Genomic DNA, 19,909 nt, shown 5'->3' with positions numbered 1-19,909 from the left:
TACGGGGCGACGGTGAAGTCCTTCAGCGACACCCAACCCGACCTCGGCTGCGCCAGCGCACCCGTCGACGACCACCGGTACGACGACGGCAGGTCGCACGTCTGCGTCGGCGGTGGGGTCGTGGGTGGCGGGTCGGTCGGTGGGTCGGTCGGCGGGTCGGTCGGCGGCGGGGTCGTCGTGCCGCCGGTGCACGTGACACCGTTCAGGGCGAAGCTCGTCGGTGCCGGGTTGCTGCCCGTCCAGGACCCGTTGAACCCGAACGACGCCGTGCCGTTGGTCGGGATCGAGCCGTTGTACGCCACGTTCCGCGCCGTCACCGCGGACCCGCTCTGGGTCAGCGACGTGTTCCATGCCTGCGTCACCGTCTGCCCGGCGCCGTACGACCAGGTCAACGTCCAGCTGCTCAGCGGATCGCCCAGGTTCGTGATCGCCACGGTGGCGCCGAAGCCGCCCTGCCACTGCGACGGCACGGTGTAGCTCACCGAACAGCCCTCGGCAGCGGCGCCGGCCGGCAGCGCCGCGACAACTGTCGACGAGACCAGTAGACCGACGCCGGCCGCAACCAGACCGACACTCCTGGCTCTGGATCTGCCCATGTAGCACCCTCCTCGCGGGACGGCGGCCCAGACATTGGTGGTGGTCGCTGCTCGGTGACTGATTGTGAGCGTTAACAGGCCGCGCCAGACATGTTACGGGAGCGCTCCCATACCATCAACACACATCAATTTTATGTTTGCCATTTCGACTTTCCACCCGGTGCGTCCGGCCCGGGAACGACACTCCTCAGGCGATCGTCAGGGTGACGGCACCGAACTGGTCGCCCCGCTGCACGTAGTGCGGCAGGTAGAGCTTCCAGGTCACCGTCAGCTCGCGCCCGGCACGCATGGACGCCGGCACCTCGGCAACCATCTCGAACACCGCGTTGCCGCCGGCGGGGATCCGCGTGAGCGGGCGACAGTTCAACCGGTACAGCTGGGCCGAGTTCACCGCGTCGTTGGTGGCGTCGCCGAGCGAGAACAGCTCCACCAGGTAAGCCGGGCAGGGGTCCAGCGCGAGGGCGACGTCGGTCGGGTTGCCGAGCGTCACCCGGTAGGTGAGCCGCGAACCGGCGGCGGCTGTTGTCGGCCCCCGGACGGCGACGGTGAGCTGGTCGAGCGGCGAGGACGCGGGCCTCGACAGCACCGCTGGCTCGGTGAACCCACTGGCGGAGAGCGTCCCCCGCGCCCGGGGGTTCACCCCCTCCCCCTGCGGGCAGGTCGGACGCTCGTCGGCGGTGACCGGCGCGCGCAGCGTGCCGCCGCCGTGCGGCAACTCGATCGCGAGCGCCAACGGCCCCACCGTCGGCGCACAGAACGGCCCGGACCAGTCCAGGCGCAGGCTGGCCTTGCCACCGGCCGGCACGGCGACCACCCGGCTGCGACCCGCCGCGTCGATGTCGTGGGTGTAGAGCATCGGGATCTCGCGGCCACCGACGAGCATGCGCGTGGGCACCTCACCCTGCAGGGTGCACTCCACCCTCGACACGTTCCGTACGTCGACCGCTCCGATGAGCTTGCCGAGGGCGGCGTCCGCACCGCGCGGCTCCTCGCCGCCGTTGCCCGGCCGCGTCCAGCGGGTGAGCCGGCCGGAGAGCTGCTCCGCCCGGCACGGCTCACTACCGGTGGACGGTTTCCTCGGTGCGACGGGCGGGCCGTTGAATTCCTCATCCGTGATCTTCAGGTCGGACCACGGGACGCTGCCGTCGGCGAGCAGTTCGGCGGGCGCCGGCCCCGCGACCGTCGGGGCCGGGCGACCGGGCTGGGTGTTCGGCTCGGCGCACGCCACCGCCACGGCGAGAACGGTCAGCAGTGGCACCAGTAGTCGACGCATGCCGTCATCCTCACCCGAACGCACCGCACCGCACCTGAGTAGCAGTGCTCAGCGACGATCAGTCCTCGCTGGTCCCGGCCGCCTCGACGATCGCGACCGGAGTGCCGAGTTCGACGGTACGGGAGACGGTGCACAACCGGTCGTGCGACTGCCGCAGCGACCGGGGAAGCGCCGCCCGGGCCTGGTCGCCGTCCGCGCCGTCGGGGAACGTCACGGTGAACTCGACCCGCAGATTCCGCATCCGGTTCCCGCCGGCCTCGTCCCGGATCTTGTCACCGGTGACGGCGACGGTGAACCCGGTCGGCTCGGCACGTCGGCTGGTGATGTGGTCCACGTCCACCGCGGTACAGCCGCCGATGGCGGCCAGCAGCAACTCCACCGGCGTGAAGCTGCCGTCCTCGCCCGTGCCCAACGACACCGAGCCGCCGCGGACATTGCGTACGACGTAGTTGCCCAGGCTGCTGCGCTCGATCTCCACCGAGCGGAAGGTGTCCTCAGTCATGACAGAAAACTACCGGCACCGGCGATCACGAGTACATCAGATGCAGTGTCATCCCGGCGTCGGCGTGCGCCAGGTTGTGGCAGTGGTTGGCCCACATTCCCGGGTTGTCGGCGCGGAAGGCCACCTGCCACACCTCACCCGGACGGACGTCGAACGAGTCCAGCCACAGCGGGCCGCCCGCCGCCGGCTTCCCGTCGCGGGCCAGCACCAGGACATGGTGGCCGTGCAGGTGCCACGGGTGCACGATCTGCGACCGGTTGACGATCGTGAACAGCACCACGTCGCCCCGGCGTACGACCTGCGGCGGGATGTCCGGGTCGGCCGCTCCGTTGACGGTGTGGGCGTACCTCGGCAGCAGTGAGCGCAGGTCGAGGCCGCGATCGAGGACGAGGGTGAACGATTTGTCGAACCCGGACCACGGCGCCGGCGCGGACGCCCCGTAGCCGAGCGGGTCGAGCACCGGCCAGTCGCCGGTCGCCGTCGACACGGCACCTGTCGAGTAGGTCACCCGACCGTCGACGAACAGCGCCACCGCGTTCGCCGGCGCGTCGAAGACGAGGTCGTAACGGCCCCCGGCCGGGATCAGCACGGCGGTGTCCACGAGCGGGGTCGGCCCGCGCAGGTCGACGCCGTCGATCGCGGCCACGTGGAACGCGGTCCCGGCCAGGGCGTACCGGTGCGTCGTGCTGTCGGTGTTGATCAGCCGCAGCCGCACCGGTACTCCGGGCTCGACCCGCTCCAGTTTCGGCGTGGGCAGCGGACGGCCCGCCAGGGTGTGCACCGGCACGGTGACGTCGAGGCCGGTCACCGGCCCCGGTCGCACCACGAGCACTCCGTAGAGACCCATCCGCACCCCGACGTCGGAGGCCGAGTGCGTGTGGTACCAGTACGTTCCGGCCTGATCGGCACGGAACCGGTAGACGAACTCCTGCCCGGGTCGCACCGCTGCCTGGGTCACCCCGGGCACCCCGTCCTGGTCGTTCGGAACGTCGTACCCGTGCCAGTGCAGGGTGACGCCACGCCCGACGTCGCGGTTGCGCAGCGTCACCTCCAGGACGTCGCCGACGGTGGCGGTCAACTCCGGCCCGGGTACCTGCGCGTTGAACGCCCACGCCGCGACGTCCCGGCCGTCCGCGTTCACGGTGGCGGTCCCGGCGGTCAGGGTGAAGCGCCGGTCGGGTTCGTCGGAGATCCGCGCCTCCGGAAAGACATGGTCATGCGGCACGGCGGGCGAGGCGGCGGGTGCGACGGTAAGCCCGGTCCCGGTCACCAGCGCGGCGACCGCCACCCCGACCGTCACCCGGGACACCGTCCGGGACGGGCGCGCGCCGAGCGCACGTCCCGAGATCACCGTCGCCGCGACGACCCCGGCGAGCGCGAGCAGCCCCGCGCCCACCGACGCCGGATAGCCGTGCAGGACCGTCACGAGCAGGGCGCTCGTCGTGGCGTACCCGGCGAAGAGCAGCGGGAGCACGACGGCCCGGATGTCGCCTGCGGCCCGCAGCAACCGTGGGCCGGCGACGCCCACCGCCGCGAGCGACAGGGGCCCGGCGATGAGGACCTTCTCCGCGGCGAACCACCAGCCGGCGCGGGCGAGGGCGGTGACCGTGATCGCGCGGGCGAGCGTGGCGAGCAGCGCGACAGCCGCCAGTCCCTGTGCGAGCGGGCGGCGGCGGGCGGCGGCCGCGGCGCCGCCACCCAGCCAGGTGGCGGCCGCCAGGACCGCGATCACGAGGTCGGCCGCGAGCAGCGAGCCGGTGGTCATGCCGGCTCTCCTTCTCGGACGATCGCCTGAGCCGCGTCGGCCGGCACCGGGGCGGCCAGCTTCCGCGCCGCCTGGTGGACGCTGACCACGACGTGCACCGCGATGATGCCGTTGAGCGCGTGCAACCCGCCGATGGTCAGGCCGAGTGGGGTGCTGACGCCCGACGCGTCCGTGGATGCCTCGGCCAGCATGGCGATGAGTGGCTGCAGGACGACGAGGCCGATGGGCAGGACCGCCAGTCCGATGAGCTTTCCCGGTGCCTTCGCCAGAGCGGCGAACAGGGCGGTGAGCACCGTGAGAAGTGGGATGACCGCCATCCCGTTGAGGCTGTGCAGCGCGTACGCGTCCTCGTCGACAGGTCTGGTGAACCCGCCCACGGCGGCGAGAACGAACTGAACGGCGAACGCGACGATCAGCAGCGCGCTGACGATGACGAGTGCCTTGCGCATGGGTTGCCTCCTAGCGGTGCGCCGAGGCGAGAGCCCGGGCGACGTGATCGGTAGCCGTGATCGCGCCGAACGCGACCACCTGCACGAGGTCGGCGTCGGCCGGGTGGGAGAGCCGCCAGAGCGCGACGTCACCCGGGCTGATCGCGCCGGGCGCGAACGCCGCCAGCAACGCGATCCGGGTCCCGATACGGTCCCTGCCCGGCACGTCCCGCACCAGGTCGACGGCCCAGTCCGCGGGCCGCGCCGGGAATCTGCCGTCCTCCCAGCGAACGGTGGCCGTGACGGTCTGCCGTGCCACCTCCCCCAGCAGGTCCCCGCCCCGGGTGGCGGCGTCGCGCAACGACAGGTAGGCGACACCCACCGGGCTGTCCCCCGCCCAGGCCGGTGCTGGGGTCGGGTCGACGTCGAGGAGCGGGAGGCTTCGGCCGGGTTCCCTCGACTCCCTGGCCGCCCTGGCGTAGAGCCGGCCCCCGACCGAACGCACCAGTGGGGAGCGTTGCAGGCCGCCGGGGAGCAGGTCGGGGTGGAGCAGCGCCGAGGCGACCCGATTGATGAAATGGAAGGCGAGCAGCGTGCCGGTGATCTCCGGGCGGTACGGGCTGGTCCAGTCGGCGGCCCTGGGGTTGCGGCTCGCCTGCGCCCAGGTGACCAGTTGGGCGTACCTCGGCTCGGGCGGCGTCTCGCCCCGGGCCACGGCCTCGGCCACCGTCGGTGCACCCAGCGCGTGCAGCAGAAGCACGTGGGCGTCGACGCAGAACTGGCAACGGTTGGCCCGGGAGACCACGGCGGCGACGAGTTCCCGCTCCACCCGGGACGCGTCCCCGGCGAGCAGCGCCTCCCGCATCAGCGCCCAGGTCGCGGCCAGCACCTCCGGCACGGCTGAGAGCGCCTGGAAGGTCGGCAACGGCCCGAGGAAGTCGTCGCGCAACTGTTGGTAGACGGCGGCCGTGCGGCCGGTGGCCGCCCTCGGTGGAATGGGGGTGAAGAAGCGGTAGGTCATGGGCTCGATGCTTGCGGCCGCCAGCTCGAAAAACGTCGTTCCGCCGCAGACACTTGCCCCGCCGCTCATACCGCGTCCGTGGTACGCCGCGACTACCACACGCGCGGGATGCTCCACCGACGACGGCCGTTCTACAGTGCGACCATGCGCCGTGACCTCCCGTACGCCCTCGGCGGTCTCGCCCTCGGCGTCCTCCTGCTCGGCAACGCCGTGCTCACCCCGGACGCCGCGACGGTCGAGGTGCTCGACGTCGCCCTGGTCCTTGCCATGGCGGTGGGCCTGGCCGCGTGCCGGCGTTACCCGGTGGTGGCGCTGGGCGTGGTCACCGTCGCCATGCTGGCCGTTCACATCCGTGTGCACCCGGGGGTGTCCGCCGCGTTTCCCGTGCTCGGCGCGGTCTACGTCACCGCGTGGCAGGGGCACCGGTCGGCCGCCGCAGTGGCCAGCCTCACCTTCCTCGGCAGCTTCCTGGCCCGCGACGTCTCGATGGCGCCGGCTGGCCGCCCAGGCCAGCTCGTCGCCGAGCGCACGGCCCTGCTGCTGGGCTGGTTCGTGGCCGCGAACGTCGCCGGGCTCGTCGCGCGGCAGCGCCGGGCGTACCTGGAACAGGTCGAGCAGCGGGCGATCGAGGCCGAACGCACCCGCGAGGAGGTGGCGTTGCGGCGGGCCGGGGAGGAGCGGCTGCGCATCGCCCGCGACCTGCACGACTCGCTGACCCACAGCATCTCGGTGATCAAGGTGCAGGCCGGTATCGCCGTGCACCTGGCCCGCAAGCACGGCGAGGAACCATCGGCCATGCTGCTGGCGATCCAGGAGGCCAGCGGTGCCGCGATGCGGGAACTACGCACGACCCTCGACGTGCTGCGCACACCCACCGACGCCGATCGCGTCGGGCTGGCCCGGGTGGACGAGCTGGCCGAACGCACCCGGGCGGCCGGCGTACCGGTGCGGGTGACCGTCACCGGCGAGCGCGCAGACCTGCCCGACGAGGTCGACCAGGCCGGTTACCGGGTCGTCCAGGAAGCGCTCACCAACGTGGCCCGCCACGCCGGTCCCGCGACCGCGCACATCCGGGTGGAGTACGCACCAGCCGAGCTGACCGTGGCGATCACCGACGACGGTCAGCCGTCGCCGGCTGAGCCGGTGACCCCGGGGGTGGGGCTGCGCGGGATGCGGGAGCGGGTCAGCGCGCTCGGCGGCACGCTGCGAGCCGCCGCGCACGACGACCACGGCTTCACGGTTCGGGCCACCTTCCCGCTGAACGACCCGCGATGACCGCCGACGGCACAAGGGGACCGGGATGATCCGGGTGCTGATCACCGACGACCAGGCGTTGATGCGCGCCGGGTTCCGGGCACTTCTCGACGCCGAGGAGCACCTGGAGGTCGTCGGTGAGGCGACCGACGGCACCTCGGCCGTCCACCTGGCACGGTGTCTGCGCCCGGACGTCGTCCTGATGGACGTGCAGATGCCGGGTCTCGACGGGATCGAAGCCACCCGGCGCATCGCCGCCGATCCCGACCTCGCCGCGGTCCGCGTCCTCATCCTCACCAACTACGGGCTCGACTCCTACGTCTTCGCCGCCCTCCGTGCGGGCGCCAGCGGCTTCCTCCTCAAGGACGCCGACCCCGCCGACCTGTTGCACGCCGTGACCGTCGTCGCGCGCGGTGACGCGCTGCTCGCGCCGACCATCACCCGCACACTGATCAGTGAGTTCGTGGCCGGCCCACCGCCCGTCGAAACGACGGCAGGCCGCGACGTGCTGACCGCCCGGGAGCAGGAGATCGTCGAGTTGGTCGCCCGCGGGCTGACCAACGACGAGATCGCCACCCGCATGGTGATCAGTCCGTTGACCGCCAAGACACACGTCAACCGGGCGATGACGAAGCTGCACTGCCGCGACCGGGCACAGCTCGTCGTGTGGGCGTACGAGTCGGGGCTGATCACGCCGCGGCGTCGGTGACCGCCGGCGGCGAGAGCGGCTTGGATCGACCCCCCTTGGGAACATGAGCGGGGGCCGACGCACTAGCATTGCCGCCGTCCGCGATGGCTCTGCTGAATCGAGGCGACATGCGTTGGCTCCGTCGGTTGCTGGGCGGGAGGCGGGTCCAGCTCGACCCGGGACGCCAGCAGGCGCTACTGCATGACGTCCAGTCCCGGTACGGCCCGCAGGCGCGGATCCGGTTCAACGACCAGGTCGACGCGCTCACCGGTTCACTCGACAGCGACGACGGTCTGGTGGTGGCGACCCGGATCGTGAGTCAGGTCGCCGACGAGGCCCACGTGGACCTTCAGGCCCAGGCTCAGGAGTTCCACCGACGGACCGGCCGGCGACTGCTGGTGCACCGCCGCAACTACCGGCCGTTGTGGAAGGAGGCGGGCCCGGCCCTGCGCTGGCCGCTGTTCGCGTTGCCCTGCGGCTTCCACCCGTACGCGCAGGTGGCCGCCGCTGTCACGGTGGTCGGCGTCCGCGCCCCTCGGCTCGACAAGGTGACCGACCCGAACCCCCTGCTGACCCGTGTGTTCGAGGTGCTCGACCTCACCACCGCTGGCTGGGAGTACGGCCGGGTGCGGGTGGACACCGACGCCGCCGCGCTGGCCGACCGCCTGATCGTCAGCGCCGGGCAGGTCCTCGTGGCCATGGACGACCCGCCGCGACTGCCGCCTGCCGTTCGTGAGCTGATGCGTCGCAACAACACCGTCGCCGTGCACGATCCGGCCGGCCCTCGGGCGGTCGGTGGGATCAACCTGGGCGCGCGGATGCGGGAGGAGTTCCTGGTCTGAGCGCCCTCGGGTGCTTCCCATCACTGAGCGATCCCGGGTCGGATCGCCGCTGGATGCCTAACCCGACCCGCAGGACGTACAACTCGCGCTTGGCCGTAGCCAACCCCTTCGTGTCGAGCACGTAACCGGTGATCCAGATCCAGTCGTGGTAGGGGTCCGTCTCGCCGATCGACACGAGACGCACCATCAGCGCCCGGTCCCCCGAGAACTGCACCGAGCAGGCCGCCCCGATCAGCACGACGTCTCCCGGCCTCATGCCGGCCAGCCGAGGAACCTGCGGTACACCGTGTCGGCGGAAGCCCAGGACATGTCCTGCCTCGCTGCCACCAGGTGCGACCTCATGTAGACCCGGAGGGCTACCGCCGCGAGGTACTCGCCGTATGACACGTGCCGGCTCATTGACCCATGGCATCATGAGTAGTTGTACCAGGTCAACCCCCGTAGGGGTTGTCTGACCTAGTAGAGCTTGGTGCAAGTACCAGGGCTCATATCGTCAGATTGTGGAGCTGCTTGGACTGGATGAGATCCGCGACCTGCTTGGTGGGATCAGCAAGCAGCGCGCCACGATCATCGTGGGCCGCAAGGGATTCCCTGACCCCCTCGCCACCTTGAGCATGGGCCGCGTCTGGGAAGGCAAGGCCGTCCGAACGTGGATCGCCAGGAACCGGCCCAGCCCCGCTGGCGAGGACTGATCAACGACGCCACCGGAACAGCTCGGCTGCGGCGTTGATGATGCTCGGCCGATCTTTCGGCTCGGTGCCACGAGGGGCCAGGGCTGCGCTTGCGCCTACCGTCACTCGAAGCCGGCTTCGTGCCATAAGACGCTACGACAACTGCGCGCAACCGCTTGCCCGCCCGCTGAACACCGCTCGACCATGTGCTCATGGGGCCGGAGCGTCGTGTCATCCTCGGGGTCGACGTGGGCACCACCGTCGTCCGGGTGGGCGCGTTCGCACTGGACGGCTCTGCCCGACACGTCCGGACGCGCGCGTACCCGCTGCTCGAACCGCTGCCCGGATGGCAGGTACAGGACCCGGACGTGCTGGTGGCGGCCACCCTCGCGGCGGTGTCGGCGTGTGTCGCCGACACCGGCGGGGCGGAGGTCGTCGCCCTCGCGCTCAGCTCCCCGAGGTACGGCGTGATCGGGTTGGACGCGACCCTCAGGCCCATCACGCCGCTGCTGACCGGGCGTGACACGCGGTCCGCGGAGGTGGCCCGCGACCTGCGGGTCTCCGGCCAGAGCCGCGAGCTGCACCGGGTCACCGGCACGCCGGTGCAGGCGGGAAGCCCGCTCTGCAAGCTCCTCTGGTTCGCCCGGCACGAGCCCTACCTGTGCGCCGCGACGCGGTGGTGGATCGGCCTGAAGGACTATCTGGTCCACCGGCTGACCGGGACGTTGGTGACCGAGCTGTCGTCGGCGTCCGGCACCGGCATGTTCGACGTCCATCGGCGGGTGTGGAGCCCAGGCGTACTCGACCTTGCCGGGGTGTCCGGCAGCCAACTGCCCCCGGTCCTGCCCACGACGGGCGTGTTGCGGCTCTCGTCTGCTGCCGGGGAGGCGGCCGGTCTGCCGTCCGGCACACCTGTCGTCGTGGGCGCGGGTGACGGTCCGTCGAGGAGCCTGGGCATGGCGGCGATCGACAGCACCGTCGCCGGTCTGACACTCGCGGCCACCGGGGCCTTGCGGACGGTCGTCGCGGCTCCGCTCATCGACCCGGAAGAAGGCTTCTCCTGCGCCGCGCTGACCGAGGACGCATGGGTTGTCGGTGCGACGGTCGACAACGGCGGCAACGTCGTGCGGTGGGCCGGTAGCGCCCTCGAACCCGATCTGCGCCCGGCGTCCGACGACCAGCTCGCCGCTCCCGAACTCCTAGCTCTCGCCGAGCGGGTCGCCCCGGGAAGCGACGGACTGGTGATGCTGCCGTATCTGCTGGCTGACCGGGCAGCGGAGGGGGAATCCGGTCCGCCGGGCGCATACCTGGGGTTGCGCAGCGAGCACTCTCGCGGTCACCTGGTACGAGCCGCCGTGGAGGGCGTCTGCCTTCAACTCGGCGGCGTGCGCGACCGACTGGCCGAGCTGACGCCGGTCAGCAGCGTTCGCCTGGCCGGCGGCGCGTTTCGTGCTCCACTGTGGCGTACGGTGATGGCCGCGGTGTTGGACTGCCCGGTGCGGGCGTCGAACGCGGCCGACGACGTCGCCCTCGGCGCGGCGGCGCTCGGGCTCTTCGCGATCGGCCTGGCCCCCGATCTCCCCGCGGCCGTCGCCCGGCTCGATCCCGAAGGTGCCCGCGCCGAGCTGGTCGCGGTCGACCCTGCCCTGGCCGCGGCGTACCGCGGCCTGCGGACGAGACTGCCCGCCCTCATCGCGGTCGCGGGCCGGCTGGGTGAGATCCTCGACGACGCGGCAAGCGCCGGCCTCAGTGCTCCGGCTCGTCCTTGACCTGCGCCACGAGCTGGGTCGGGTTGACGTAGCGCAGCGCGACGACGAGCAGGACCAGCATCATCGAGGTGTAGATGACCGCCATCGCGTCGACCGACTGCTGAGCCCGGATCCCGGACGCGGACATCGAGTAGTACAGCGCCACCACCAGGGTCTGCGAGTCGGGGCCGGCGGTCAGGAAGGTGAGCTCGAACATGCCCACGGTCCGGACCAGCACGAGGATCGCGGAGGCGAGGATGCCCGGCACCAGCAGCGGGGTGAGCACCCGGAGGAACACCGTCCGCAGGCCCGCGCCGCACATGCGCGCGGCGCTCTCGATCCGCGGGTCGATCTGCTCGATGAACGGGGTCATGGTCAGGATGACGAAGGGCACCGACGGCACGAGGTTGGCGAGCACCACCCCGGACATGTGCCCGGCCAGGCCGAACTTGTAGAGGACCGTCGCCAGCGGGATGCCGTAGGTGATCGGGGGCATCAGGATGGGCAGCAGGAAGACGAGGAAGATCAGCCTTTTGCCGGGGAACGAGCGCCGCGCGAGGGCGTACGCGGCCGGCACGCCGATCACCAGCGAGAGGCCCACGACGAGGACGGAGACCTCGAGTGTCACGACGATGACCTGCAGGAGCGCGAACTCGTCCCAGGCTCGGGCGTACCAGCTCGTGGTGTAGCCGTCCGGGAGCCAGGTGTCGAACCACCGCTGGCCGAACGAGCTGACCAGGACGGACGCCACGACGCCGAGCAGGTTGAGGAAGAAGAAGATGACGACGCCCCACACGACCCAGGCGGCCGGCCGCGCGGTGATGCGCCGCCGACGGTCGGTGCTGGTCGAGGCGGGCCGCGCCGGTGCCGCCTTGGTGGTCGTGGCCATCAGCCCTTGCCTCCGGTGGAGCCGGTGTAGAAGCGGCTACGAGCGGCCAGCACCACCGCGATGACGACCAGCTCGACGAAGCCCATGATCATGGCGATCGCCGACGCGTACGGGTAGTCGTACTGCTCGTAGGCCGCCTGGTAGGCGGCGAGCGAGATGACCCGGGTCTCCCCAGCCGGGTTGCCGACCAGGACCGCCGACGGGAACACGCTGAACGCCAGGACGAACGTCAGGCAGAAGGTCGTGGCGAGCCCGGGCATCAGCAGCGGCAGGGTGATCCGGGTGAACCGTCGACGCCAGTCCGCGCCGAGCGTCGCGGCCGCCCGCTCCAGGGTGGGGTCGATGCCGGACAGGTACGACAGCACCAGCAGGAAGGCGAACGGAAAGCCGGTGATCACCAGTGAGAAGAAGACGCCCCAGTAGTTGTGGGTCAGCCGTACCGGCTCGTCGACGAGGCTGGTTGCCAGCAGGATCCGGTTGAACCAGCCGGTCGGGCCGAGGAAGTTCAACAGCCCCTGCGCGGTGAGGACGGTGCCGAGCGTGATCGGCACGACCAGCAGTGTGGTGACCAGCCGCTTGCCCCGGAACCGGCCGCGCATCCGGTAGGCGATCGGCACCGCGGCGAGGACGTTCAGGAGTGCGGCGGGCAACGCGATCCGCAGCGTGATCCAGATCGTGCCGCGTTCGTAGGAGTCGGTGAAGAAGCGGGCGTAGTCGCTGAACGGTCCGCCGGTGGTCGGCTGGAACGAGAGCGTCAGCCCGTAGAAGAACGGGTAGAGGAACAGGGCGGTGACGAAGATCAGGGCTGGAACCAGCAACCAGAGCTGACGGTCGACGCCCCGCTCGGCGAGACGGTGCCGCCAGTGCGCCAGCGGCCTGCCCGGTCCGCTCACCGGGTGGCCCCCGCAGCCTCGGGAAGCCGGTCGGTCTCCCGCGCCGGGTCGGCGGGATAGACCAGCAGCCGCTGCGGGTCGACGGTGAGGGTGACCCGGTCGCCCGGGGCGATCCGCCGCTCGGTCCGCAGGTGCAGCATCAACCCGGTGTCGGTGCGGGCCTCGGCCGCCAACTCACGGCCCTGGTACTCCACCACCTCGACGGTCGCCGACATGGCGTTGCGAGTCTCGCCGGGCGCGTCGACGCGGATGTCCTCGGGGCGTACCGCGACCACCGTGTCGCCCCCGGTCTGGAGGTTCCCCACCACCTCGCCGAACAGGCGGTGGCCGGACGACTCGACGGTGGCCCGGCCGCCGTCGGACTGCTCCACCCGCCCCCGCCACAGGTTGCGGTAGCCCATGAAGTCGGCGACGTGCCAGTTCGCCGGGCGCGTGTGCAGCTCCTGCGGCGAACCGACCTGCTGCACCCGCCCCTCCCGCAGCACCACCAGGCGGTCGGCCAGGGAGAGCGCCTCCTCCTGGTCGTGGGTCACGTAGACGGTGGTGAGCCCCAGCGACTGGTGCAACCGGCGGATCTCGGTACGCATCTCCAGGCGCAGCTTGGCGTCGAGGTTGCTCAACGGCTCGTCCATCAACACCAGGGACGGTTCGAACACGACGGCGCGGGCGATGGCGACGCGTTGCTGCTGGCCACCCGAGAGCTGACCGGGCAGCTTGTCGACGTGGTCCTCCAGTCGCACCAGCCGTACCGCCTCCTGCGTACGCCGACGGGTCTCCTCCTTGGGTAGCCGCCGCATGCGCAGCCCGAAGGCGATGTTCGCCCGGACCGTCAGGTGCGGAAAGAGGGCGTAGCTCTGGAACACCATGCCGAAGCCGCGCCGCTCCGGGGGCACCGTGTCGATGCGACGCTCGTCCTGCCAGATGCTCCCCGCCGTCAACGGCAAAAGCCCGGCCAGGCAGTTCAACGCCGTCGACTTGCCGCAGCCGGACGGGCCGAGCAACGCGATGAACTCCCCGGCCTGGATCGTCAGATCCAGCTCGGTGAGGGCGGCCTGGCCGCCGAACCGGCGGGACACCCCGTCCAGTCGTAGCTGGGAGAAGTCGCTCATCCCTGCTTGACCTTCCCGCCGCCGATCTCGCGGTCCCAGCGGCTGAACGCCGCCACGAGGCTCTTCGCGTCGAGCGGAACCTCGGTCGGGTTTCCGGCGATGAGCGCGTCGTACTCGGGGCGACCGAACTCCCGGATCGCGTCCTGGCTCTTCTGCGGCGCCGACGAGAGCTGCACGTCCTTGATGGCCGGGCCCGGGTAGAAGTAGCCCTCGTCGTACGCCTTCGCCTGCTGTTCGGGAGTGAGCATGAACGCCAGCAGGGCCAGCACCGCGGCCTGGGTGTCGGTCGACACCCCCTTGGGCATGACGGCGTAGTGCGCGTCGGTGACCCAGTGGAAGCCGTCGATCGGGGTGATCCTGGCCTCCTTGGGCACCGTGCCGAGTACCCGCGGGTTGATGTCCCAACCGGTGGTGCTGACGATCAGGTGTGCGGTGCCGTTGGCGAGGTTCTTCATCGTCTCGGTGGTGCCGGACGGGTAGTAGTCGACGTACTGGCCCAGCTCCTTGAGGAAGGCCCACGTCTTGTCCCAGCCCGTGGTGGGGTCCTTCGGGTTCGTGTCGCCCAGGATGTACGGCAGCCCCATCAGGAAGGTCCGGCCGGGGCCGGAGTTGGCCGGCCGGGCGTACTGGAATTTCTTGGGGTTGGCCTTGGCCCAGGCGAGCAGCGCCGGCGCGTTCGTGGGTGGCGCCGCGAGGCGGGACGGCAGGTATTCGAGCAGCGGACCCGACGGGTAGTAGGTGACGGTGACGCCCGCGTTGCCGGCGAGCTGCTGCATGGCGGCGGCCGGTGCCAGGTAGTCGCGCATGCCGCCGAGGCGGTCCTGGAAGGTGGGCAATACGTCGATCCAGAGCCCCTGCTCGATGCCGGCGGCCAGGCCGTCGACACCGGTCAGCACGAGACCGATGTCCACCCGGTCCGCCCCCTGCTGGGCCTTGATCTTGCCGGCCAGCTCGGGTGCCGGCGCCTTGGAGTAGGTCACCCGGGAGATCACGTCGGGGTTCTTCGAGACGAACTCGTCGATCATCGCCTGGGTCAGCTGGAGGTTGCCCGCCACGTCGAGGACGTTGAGCGTGACGGCCTTGCCGGGCCGCTGTGGCACCTCACCCGTGGTGTCGCCAGTTTTCGCACCCGGAGCCTCGGGCGCCCCGCACCCGACCGTGCCGACCAGGAGCGACGATGCCGTGACCAGGAGAGCACCGCGCCGCGTCATACCCATGAGCCGTTCCCTCCGCCAGGTGTCGTCCCGCTGATTCAGACAGCCGGCTCGGCACGGCGGCAACGGGTTGCCATGTATTGCCTCGCGCGAATGCGTTCCGGGTGGCCCGATTGTTGCGAGGGCATTGCCGAGTATTCACGGCCGCCATAGCATGATCACGGCGCGTAGCCGGGAGGAGCATCACCATGCCCGACCACACCGAGCCGCCGGAGAAGAGAGTCACGATCTACGACGTCGCCCTCGAGGCCGACGTCTCACCGTCCACGGTGTCGCGCGCCTTCTCCCGACCGAGTCGGGTCAACTCCGCGACCGCCGAACGGATCCGGCAGGTCGCCGAGCGGCTGGGCTACCGGACGAACCCTCTCGCCCGCGCCCTCACCACGTCCCGCACCCGGATGATCGCGCTGGTCATCGCCGACATCACCAACCCGGTGTACGCGGAGATCGTGCGCGGCGCGCAGGAGGCGGCCACCGACGGCGAGTACACCACGGTGCTGATCGACGCCCAGGAGTCCGACCGGTTGGAACGGGCAGCGGTCGAACGCACCCTGTCGACTGTCGACGGCATCGTGCTGGCCAGCAGCCGGATGTCCGACTCGGCCATCCGGATGGTCGCCAAGCAACGACCGGTGGTGGTCCTCAACCGCGCGCTCGCCGACGTGCCCTGCGTCGTCACCGACGACCCACGTGGGGTGCGCCGGGCCGCCGAGCACCTCGGCGAGTTGGGGCACGACCACATCACCTACGTCGCGGGGCCGCAGGCGTCCTGGCCCAACGGGATCCGCTGGCGGTCGCTGCTCGAGGCGGGCATGGAACTGGAGATCAAGATTCGCCAGATCGGGCCGTTCAGCCCCACCATGGCGGGCGGTGAGCGGGCCGCGCGGGAGCTGTGTACGCGTCCCGCGACGGCGGTCGTCGCCTTCAACGACCAGATGGCCATCGGGATCATCCGCGGCCTGGGCCGGATGGGCGTCAACGTCCCGGGCGACGTCAGCGTCGTGGGTTTCGACAACATCCTCGCCGCCGACATCGTCTCACCCGGACTCACCACCGTCGCGGCACCGCTCTTCGCGGAGGGCTCGGCCGCGACCCGGCACCTGCTCACCATGATCGAGGGTGCGCCCGGGCACACCGGCCGCCCGATGGTCCTGCCGGTACGCCTCGTGGTCCGCGACTCGACGGCCACGCGCAACCCGAGCCCCGGTCGGGCCCGACCGCAGTGGGCGCGGCAGCGGTCCGCGACCGATCCGGCGCCCCACCTGCGCTGAGGGGGCACGGCTCCGCGACAAGAAACGACAACTCGTTGCCGAGCCGGATCCGCGCCGAAGAGAATCGACAGGCATCCATTCATCATTGCCGTCGCGGCCGCCGCACGGGCCGAACGGCGCCCCAGCGGACGAACGAGGAGATGGCGATGAACCGAGCTACGGTGCCCCGGCTACGACGAACCCTCATCGCGCTGGGCACGGTGTTCGCCACGGTCGCGGCCACCCTCGCGGTCGCCACCACCACGCCGGTCGCCGCCGCCCCGTCGTCGCCGGACGACTACAACGGCTCCGACCTCTGGCTTCGGTACGTGCCGGTCGACGACGCGAAGCTGCTCAGCGAATACCGGCGCGCGGCCACGACGATCGTGGTCGAGAACGCCGACGCCACGCCGGTGCACCGGCACACAGCGGACCTCGCCATGGCTCCCGGGTCGGGCGAGAAGCTCGTCGAGAGCACGCTCGGCGCCGCTCGCGACGAACTGGTACGCGGCCTGGGCGGGCTGCTCGGTCAGCCGGTACCCGTGGCACCTGTCGACGGCGGCGCGGTCCCGGACGGCGCGGTCGTGGTGGGCACGCCGACGAGTTCACCGCTCGTTGGTCGCGCCATCGCGAGCCGCGACCTGGCCAGGGTCGGCGACGAGGGCTACCTCGTGCGCACGGTGACGAGGGGCAGGGCACGGTTCACCGTCATCGCCGGCAACACCGACCTCGGCGCGCTGTACGGCACCTTCGCCTTCCTCCGGCTGCTGCAGACCCACAAACCCGTCGACCACCTCCGCGTCGCGGAGTCACCGAAGATCAAGCATCGGCTGCTGAACAACTGGGAGACCGAGCGCCTCTACGCGGGCAACAACGCCTCCGGGCTGGGCGGGCTGAACGGGGAGAGCGGGGCGATCTTCAACTTCGCCGCGACCGGCGCGAGCGCCGGCCGGAACCTGCCCGTCATCCTCGACCGCTACCTCGTCATGGCCCGCGCGCTGGCGTCCCTGGGCATCAACGGCATCACCATCAACAACGTCAACGCCGACAACGCGTACCTGACGAGCGCCCGCATCGCGCAGGAGGCCGCCCTCGCCGACGCGCTGCGGCCGTACGGCATCAGGCTGGGCCTGTCGATCCGCTACACCGCGCCCACCGACAGCCGGTTCGCGCCGGACACGCTGACCAACAGCCAACTCGACCCGTACGGTGCAGACTTCCGGGGCTGGTGGCACCGCCGCGCCCAGCAGATCCAGACCGCCATCCCCGACTTCATGGGCCTCACCGTCAAGGCCAACTCCGAGGGCCAACCCGGTCCACAGGACTTCGGGTACGACCACGGTGACGGTGCGAACGCCATCGCCGCCGCGGTGGCACCGCTCGGGATGACCGTGCACTGGCGGACGTTCGTCTACAACGCCGACGTCGACAACGACCGGCTCAAGCGGGCCTACCTGGAGTTCGGGCCAATCGACGACGAGGTCCAGCCGGACGGAAGTCGGGGGCGCTTCGCCGACAACGTGTTCCTGCAGACCAAGAGCGGGCCGCTGGACTTCCAGGCCCGGGAGCCCGTCCACCCGATGTTCGGCCGGATGGAGAACACCAACCAGGCGTTGGAACTCCAGGTCACGCAGGAGTACACCGGGCAGAACTGGATGCTGGCCTACCTCGGCCCGATGTACGAGGAGATCCTCAAGACCGACACGTACGCCACCGACGCGAACGGCAAGCTGCTGAAGAAGCGCCTGGTCGGCAACATCGTCGACGGGTCCGCCCAGCACCACCCGGACACCGCCATCGTGGGTATCGCCAACCTCGGCAACGCCGACAATCTGACCGGGCACCACTTCGCCCAGGCGAACCTCTTCGCCTTCGGCCGGCAGGCGTGGGACTGGACGCTCGACTCGACGGACATCGCGACCGACTGGGTACGGATGACCTGGAGCAACGACCGGCGCGTCGTCGACACCATCGGCAAGATGATGATGGGCTCGTGGGAGTCGCTGGTCAGCTACCAGACACCGCTGGGCATCGGCCACCAGTTCGCCGAGGGCGCCCACTACCGTCCCGACCCCGCCGACTGGGCGGGCCGCGACGACTGGAGCCCGATCTACTACAACAAGGCCGACAGCGTCGGTCTGGGCTTCGACCGCTCCCCCACCGGCAGCAACCTGGCCGCCCAGTACTTCCCGCGGTTGCAGCGGCGCTACGGCGACATCGACTCGGTCCCAGAGAACCTGCTGATGTGGTTCCACCACGTGCCGTGGGGCCATCGGATGGACAACGGCCGGACGTTCTGGGACGAGCTGGTCTACCGCTACCAGATGGGCGTGCAGTACGTGACCTGGATGCGGGAGACCTGGGAGACGCTCCAGCCCGACCTCGACGCACGCCGGTTCGCCGAGGTACGCGCCAAGCTGGCGGTCCACGAGGCGGACGCCGCCGACTGGCGGGACACCTCGGTGAACTACTGGAAGGAGTTCAGCGGGCGGGCCGTCCCGGTCGACGACGCACCCCTGTCGGCGACGATCGTCGTGGACGGGAAGAGGTTCGGCGGCTTCAACCTGTCGGAGAGCGCGTACACCATCCCGGTGCCGGCCGGCGCGTCGCCGACGATCACGAACGTACGCACGGCCGACCGGAAGGCCCGCTACGAGATCGTCTCCCAGGCGGCCGACCTACCCGGTCAGGCGGTCGTCAAGGTCACGACGGAGAGCTTCTTCGGCCCCCTCGTGAAGAACTACGTCTTCAACCTGGTGCCCGACACGACAGTGAAGGCGCTGCGCGTCGACGGCAGGCGCCTGGCGTCCTTCACGCCGACGACGCTGCGGTACAACGCCCTCGTGCCGGCCGGCACCACCACCGTGCCGACGGTCACCGCGAGCGCCGCCGACCCCGCCGCGACGGTCGTCGTCGACCAGGCCACCAGCCCCACCGGCCAGGCCCGGGTCACCGTCACGAACGGCGCGGCGTCGTCGGTCTACACGGTGGACCTGAACACCACGCTGACGGGCAGCGACGAGTTCACCTCGTCCCAGCTCGGCCCGCAGTGGCAGTGGGTCCGTCCGGACGAGGGCAGGCGGCGCATGGCCGACGGGTCCCTGGTCGTCACCGCGCAACAGGGTGACCTTCAGGGCAGCGCGAACACCGCGCGGAACCTGGCCCTCCAGGACGTCGACGGCGACTGGACCGTCGAGTCCCGGGTCGTCTTCTCCCGACCACTCGCCAGCAACAACGAGCAGGGCGGTGTGCTCGGTTACGCGGACGACAACAACTACGTGAAGCTCGCCTGGGAGATGGGCAACGCCAGCGCGCCGGTCAACAAGACCCGGATCGTCTTCGTCCGCGAGCAGAACGGCACGGCGTCGACCATGGAGATCACCGGCGCCGACGCGCAACGCATCGTCGGGGCCGACGGCGCCATCTGGCTGCGACTGACCAAGATCGGGGACAGCTACCGGGCCTACTACTCCAGCGACGGAGGCGTCTACCGCTACCTCGGCTCCCAGACGCTGACCGCCGACCCCACGAAGGCCGGGTTGCTGGCCTTCAACCGGGCCGGCACCTCCACCGACCTCGACGTCGCCTTCGACTACTTCCGGATCGAGAGCCGCGGAGAGCGCATCCGCTGAACGGGTGAGCCCGACCCCGGGGCTCGCGGCGGCCGTGACCGCTGTGGCTGGCGAGGCCGGGGGCCACCGCGGCACCGACAACCGCGACCGGGCCCGTCCCCAGGTGGGACGGGCCCGGTCGTGCTCCCCCGAGC

18 protein-coding genes are annotated in these 19,909 nt (G+C 70.8%); 7 read left to right on the top strand and 11 right to left on the bottom strand.

Going from position 1 to position 19,909, the window contains the following annotated elements:
- The 6 genes from AB0C15_RS22060 to AB0C15_RS22035 all read right to left on the bottom strand — a co-directional run.
- Positions 1-596: non-reducing end alpha-L-arabinofuranosidase family hydrolase (locus tag AB0C15_RS22060; protein WP_357354726.1), on the bottom strand; the 596-nt coding region annotated here is incomplete at its 3' end.
- Positions 597-783: 187 nt separating this feature from the next.
- Positions 784-1,869, bottom strand: coding sequence for a hypothetical protein (locus AB0C15_RS22055; RefSeq protein WP_357354724.1), 1,086 nt, complete (start codon positions 1,867-1,869; stop codon positions 784-786).
- A gap of 58 nt (positions 1,870-1,927) precedes the next feature.
- The gene (locus tag AB0C15_RS22050; protein ID WP_357354722.1) at positions 1,928-2,371 is read right to left on the bottom strand and encodes an OsmC family protein; all 444 of its coding nucleotides are present in this window, start codon (positions 2,369-2,371) and stop codon (positions 1,928-1,930) included.
- Positions 2,372-2,396: 25 nt separating this feature from the next.
- The gene (locus tag AB0C15_RS22045; RefSeq protein ID WP_357354720.1) at positions 2,397-4,136 is read right to left on the bottom strand and encodes a multicopper oxidase family protein; all 1,740 of its coding nucleotides are present in this window, start codon (positions 4,134-4,136) and stop codon (positions 2,397-2,399) included.
- Positions 4,133-4,585: a DUF6220 domain-containing protein gene (locus AB0C15_RS22040; protein ID WP_357354718.1), complete on the bottom strand. Its 453-nt coding sequence runs from the start codon at positions 4,583-4,585 to the stop codon at positions 4,133-4,135. The genes AB0C15_RS22045 and AB0C15_RS22040 overlap by 4 nt, the downstream gene beginning before the upstream one ends.
- A gap of 10 nt (positions 4,586-4,595) precedes the next feature.
- Positions 4,596-5,585 carry a carboxymuconolactone decarboxylase family protein gene (locus AB0C15_RS22035; RefSeq protein WP_357354716.1) on the bottom strand — a complete coding sequence of 330 codons (990 nt, stop codon included), beginning with the start codon at positions 5,583-5,585 and terminating at the stop codon, positions 4,596-4,598.
- A gap of 144 nt (positions 5,586-5,729) precedes the next feature.
- Between AB0C15_RS22035 and AB0C15_RS22030 the strand changes: the two genes are divergently transcribed.
- The 3 genes from AB0C15_RS22030 (at position 5,730) to AB0C15_RS22020 (ending at position 8,369) form a co-directional block, all read left to right on the top strand.
- The gene (locus tag AB0C15_RS22030) at positions 5,730-6,860 is read left to right on the top strand and encodes a sensor histidine kinase (protein ID WP_357354715.1); all 1,131 of its coding nucleotides are present in this window, start codon (positions 5,730-5,732) and stop codon (positions 6,858-6,860) included.
- A gap of 25 nt (positions 6,861-6,885) precedes the next feature.
- Positions 6,886-7,548 (top strand): response regulator transcription factor, encoded by a 663-nt coding sequence (locus tag AB0C15_RS22025; protein ID WP_357354714.1) that lies wholly within the window; start codon positions 6,886-6,888, stop codon positions 7,546-7,548.
- A gap of 83 nt (positions 7,549-7,631) precedes the next feature.
- Positions 7,632-8,369 carry a hypothetical protein gene (locus AB0C15_RS22020; protein WP_357354713.1) on the top strand — a complete coding sequence of 246 codons (738 nt, stop codon included), beginning with the start codon at positions 7,632-7,634 and terminating at the stop codon, positions 8,367-8,369.
- A 252-nt stretch (positions 8,370-8,621) separates the two neighbouring features.
- Here AB0C15_RS22020 and AB0C15_RS22015 read toward each other — a convergent pair whose 3' ends face one another.
- Positions 8,622-8,756 (bottom strand): hypothetical protein, encoded by a 135-nt coding sequence (locus AB0C15_RS22015; RefSeq protein WP_357354712.1) that lies wholly within the window; start codon positions 8,754-8,756, stop codon positions 8,622-8,624.
- A 113-nt stretch (positions 8,757-8,869) separates the two neighbouring features.
- Here AB0C15_RS22015 and AB0C15_RS22010 point away from each other — a divergent pair, with 113 nt between their 5' ends.
- Complete coding sequence (locus AB0C15_RS22010; protein WP_357354711.1) at positions 8,870-9,061, top strand: hypothetical protein; 192 nt, start codon at positions 8,870-8,872, stop codon at positions 9,059-9,061.
- A gap of 191 nt (positions 9,062-9,252) precedes the next feature.
- Complete coding sequence (locus AB0C15_RS22005; RefSeq protein WP_357354709.1) at positions 9,253-10,809, top strand: FGGY family carbohydrate kinase; 1,557 nt, start codon at positions 9,253-9,255, stop codon at positions 10,807-10,809.
- Here AB0C15_RS22005 and AB0C15_RS22000 read toward each other — a convergent pair.
- The 4 genes from AB0C15_RS22000 to AB0C15_RS21985 are packed head-to-tail and all read right to left on the bottom strand — an operon-like array spanning position 10,787 to position 14,779.
- Entirely contained in the window at positions 10,787-11,677 is an 891-nt protein-coding gene (locus AB0C15_RS22000) for an ABC transporter permease (protein WP_357354707.1), read from the bottom strand. The genes AB0C15_RS22005 and AB0C15_RS22000 overlap by 23 nt on opposite strands.
- Positions 11,677-12,570, bottom strand: a complete 894-nt coding sequence (locus tag AB0C15_RS21995; protein WP_357354705.1) for an ABC transporter permease — start codon at positions 12,568-12,570, stop codon at positions 11,677-11,679. Before AB0C15_RS21995 ends, AB0C15_RS22000 begins: the two co-directional genes overlap by 1 nt.
- Positions 12,567-13,679, bottom strand: a complete 1,113-nt coding sequence (locus AB0C15_RS21990; RefSeq protein WP_357354703.1) for an ABC transporter ATP-binding protein — start codon at positions 13,677-13,679, stop codon at positions 12,567-12,569. Before AB0C15_RS21990 ends, AB0C15_RS21995 begins: the two co-directional genes overlap by 4 nt.
- On the bottom strand, positions 13,676-14,779 hold the full coding sequence (locus AB0C15_RS21985) for an extracellular solute-binding protein (protein WP_357354701.1): 1,104 nt from the start codon (positions 14,777-14,779) through the stop codon (positions 13,676-13,678). Before AB0C15_RS21985 ends, AB0C15_RS21990 begins: the two co-directional genes overlap by 4 nt.
- A gap of 302 nt (positions 14,780-15,081) precedes the next feature.
- Between AB0C15_RS21985 and AB0C15_RS21980 the strand changes: the two genes are divergently transcribed.
- Entirely contained in the window at positions 15,082-16,164 is a 1,083-nt protein-coding gene (locus AB0C15_RS21980; RefSeq protein ID WP_357354699.1) for a LacI family DNA-binding transcriptional regulator, read from the top strand.
- Between the two features lie 146 nt (positions 16,165-16,310).
- Positions 16,311-19,775 (top strand): alpha-glucuronidase family glycosyl hydrolase, encoded by a 3,465-nt coding sequence (locus AB0C15_RS21975; protein WP_357354697.1) that lies wholly within the window; start codon positions 16,311-16,313, stop codon positions 19,773-19,775.
- Positions 19,776-19,909: the final 134 nt, after the last annotated feature.

This window comes from Micromonospora sp. NPDC048835 (genome assembly GCF_040649995.1).
Classification (GTDB): domain Bacteria; phylum Actinomycetota; class Actinomycetes; order Mycobacteriales; family Micromonosporaceae; genus Micromonospora.
Note: the sequence above shows the minus strand (reverse complement) of the source record. Positions and strands in the feature narration are given on the sequence as shown.

What these genes read in the sequence shown, in the direction of transcription:
- AB0C15_RS22055 (WP_357354724.1), bottom strand. Translation starts at nt 1,869, where the DNA reads ATGCGTCGACTACTGGTGCCACTGCTGACCGTTCTCGCCGTGGCGGTG.
- AB0C15_RS22050 (WP_357354722.1), bottom strand. Translation starts at nt 2,371, where the DNA reads ATGACTGAGGACACCTTCCGCTCGGTGGAGATCGAGCGCAGCAGCCTG.
- AB0C15_RS22045 (WP_357354720.1), bottom strand. Translation starts at nt 4,136, where the DNA reads ATGACCACCGGCTCGCTGCTCGCGGCCGACCTCGTGATCGCGGTCCTG.
- AB0C15_RS22040 (WP_357354718.1), bottom strand. Translation starts at nt 4,585, where the DNA reads ATGCGCAAGGCACTCGTCATCGTCAGCGCGCTGCTGATCGTCGCGTTC.
- AB0C15_RS22035 (WP_357354716.1), bottom strand. Translation starts at nt 5,585, where the DNA reads ATGACCTACCGCTTCTTCACCCCCATTCCACCGAGGGCGGCCACCGGC.
- AB0C15_RS22030 (WP_357354715.1), top strand. Translation starts at nt 5,730, where the DNA reads ATGCGCCGTGACCTCCCGTACGCCCTCGGCGGTCTCGCCCTCGGCGTC.
- AB0C15_RS22025 (WP_357354714.1), top strand. Translation starts at nt 6,886, where the DNA reads ATGATCCGGGTGCTGATCACCGACGACCAGGCGTTGATGCGCGCCGGG.
- AB0C15_RS22020 (WP_357354713.1), top strand. Translation starts at nt 7,632, where the DNA reads ATGGCTCTGCTGAATCGAGGCGACATGCGTTGGCTCCGTCGGTTGCTG.
- AB0C15_RS22005 (WP_357354709.1), top strand. Translation starts at nt 9,253, where the DNA reads ATGGGGCCGGAGCGTCGTGTCATCCTCGGGGTCGACGTGGGCACCACC.
- AB0C15_RS22000 (WP_357354707.1), bottom strand. Translation starts at nt 11,677, where the DNA reads ATGGCCACGACCACCAAGGCGGCACCGGCGCGGCCCGCCTCGACCAGC.
- AB0C15_RS21990 (WP_357354703.1), bottom strand. Translation starts at nt 13,679, where the DNA reads ATGAGCGACTTCTCCCAGCTACGACTGGACGGGGTGTCCCGCCGGTTC.
- AB0C15_RS21980 (WP_357354699.1), top strand. Translation starts at nt 15,082, where the DNA reads ATGCCCGACCACACCGAGCCGCCGGAGAAGAGAGTCACGATCTACGAC.
- AB0C15_RS21975 (WP_357354697.1), top strand. Translation starts at nt 16,311, where the DNA reads ATGAACCGAGCTACGGTGCCCCGGCTACGACGAACCCTCATCGCGCTG.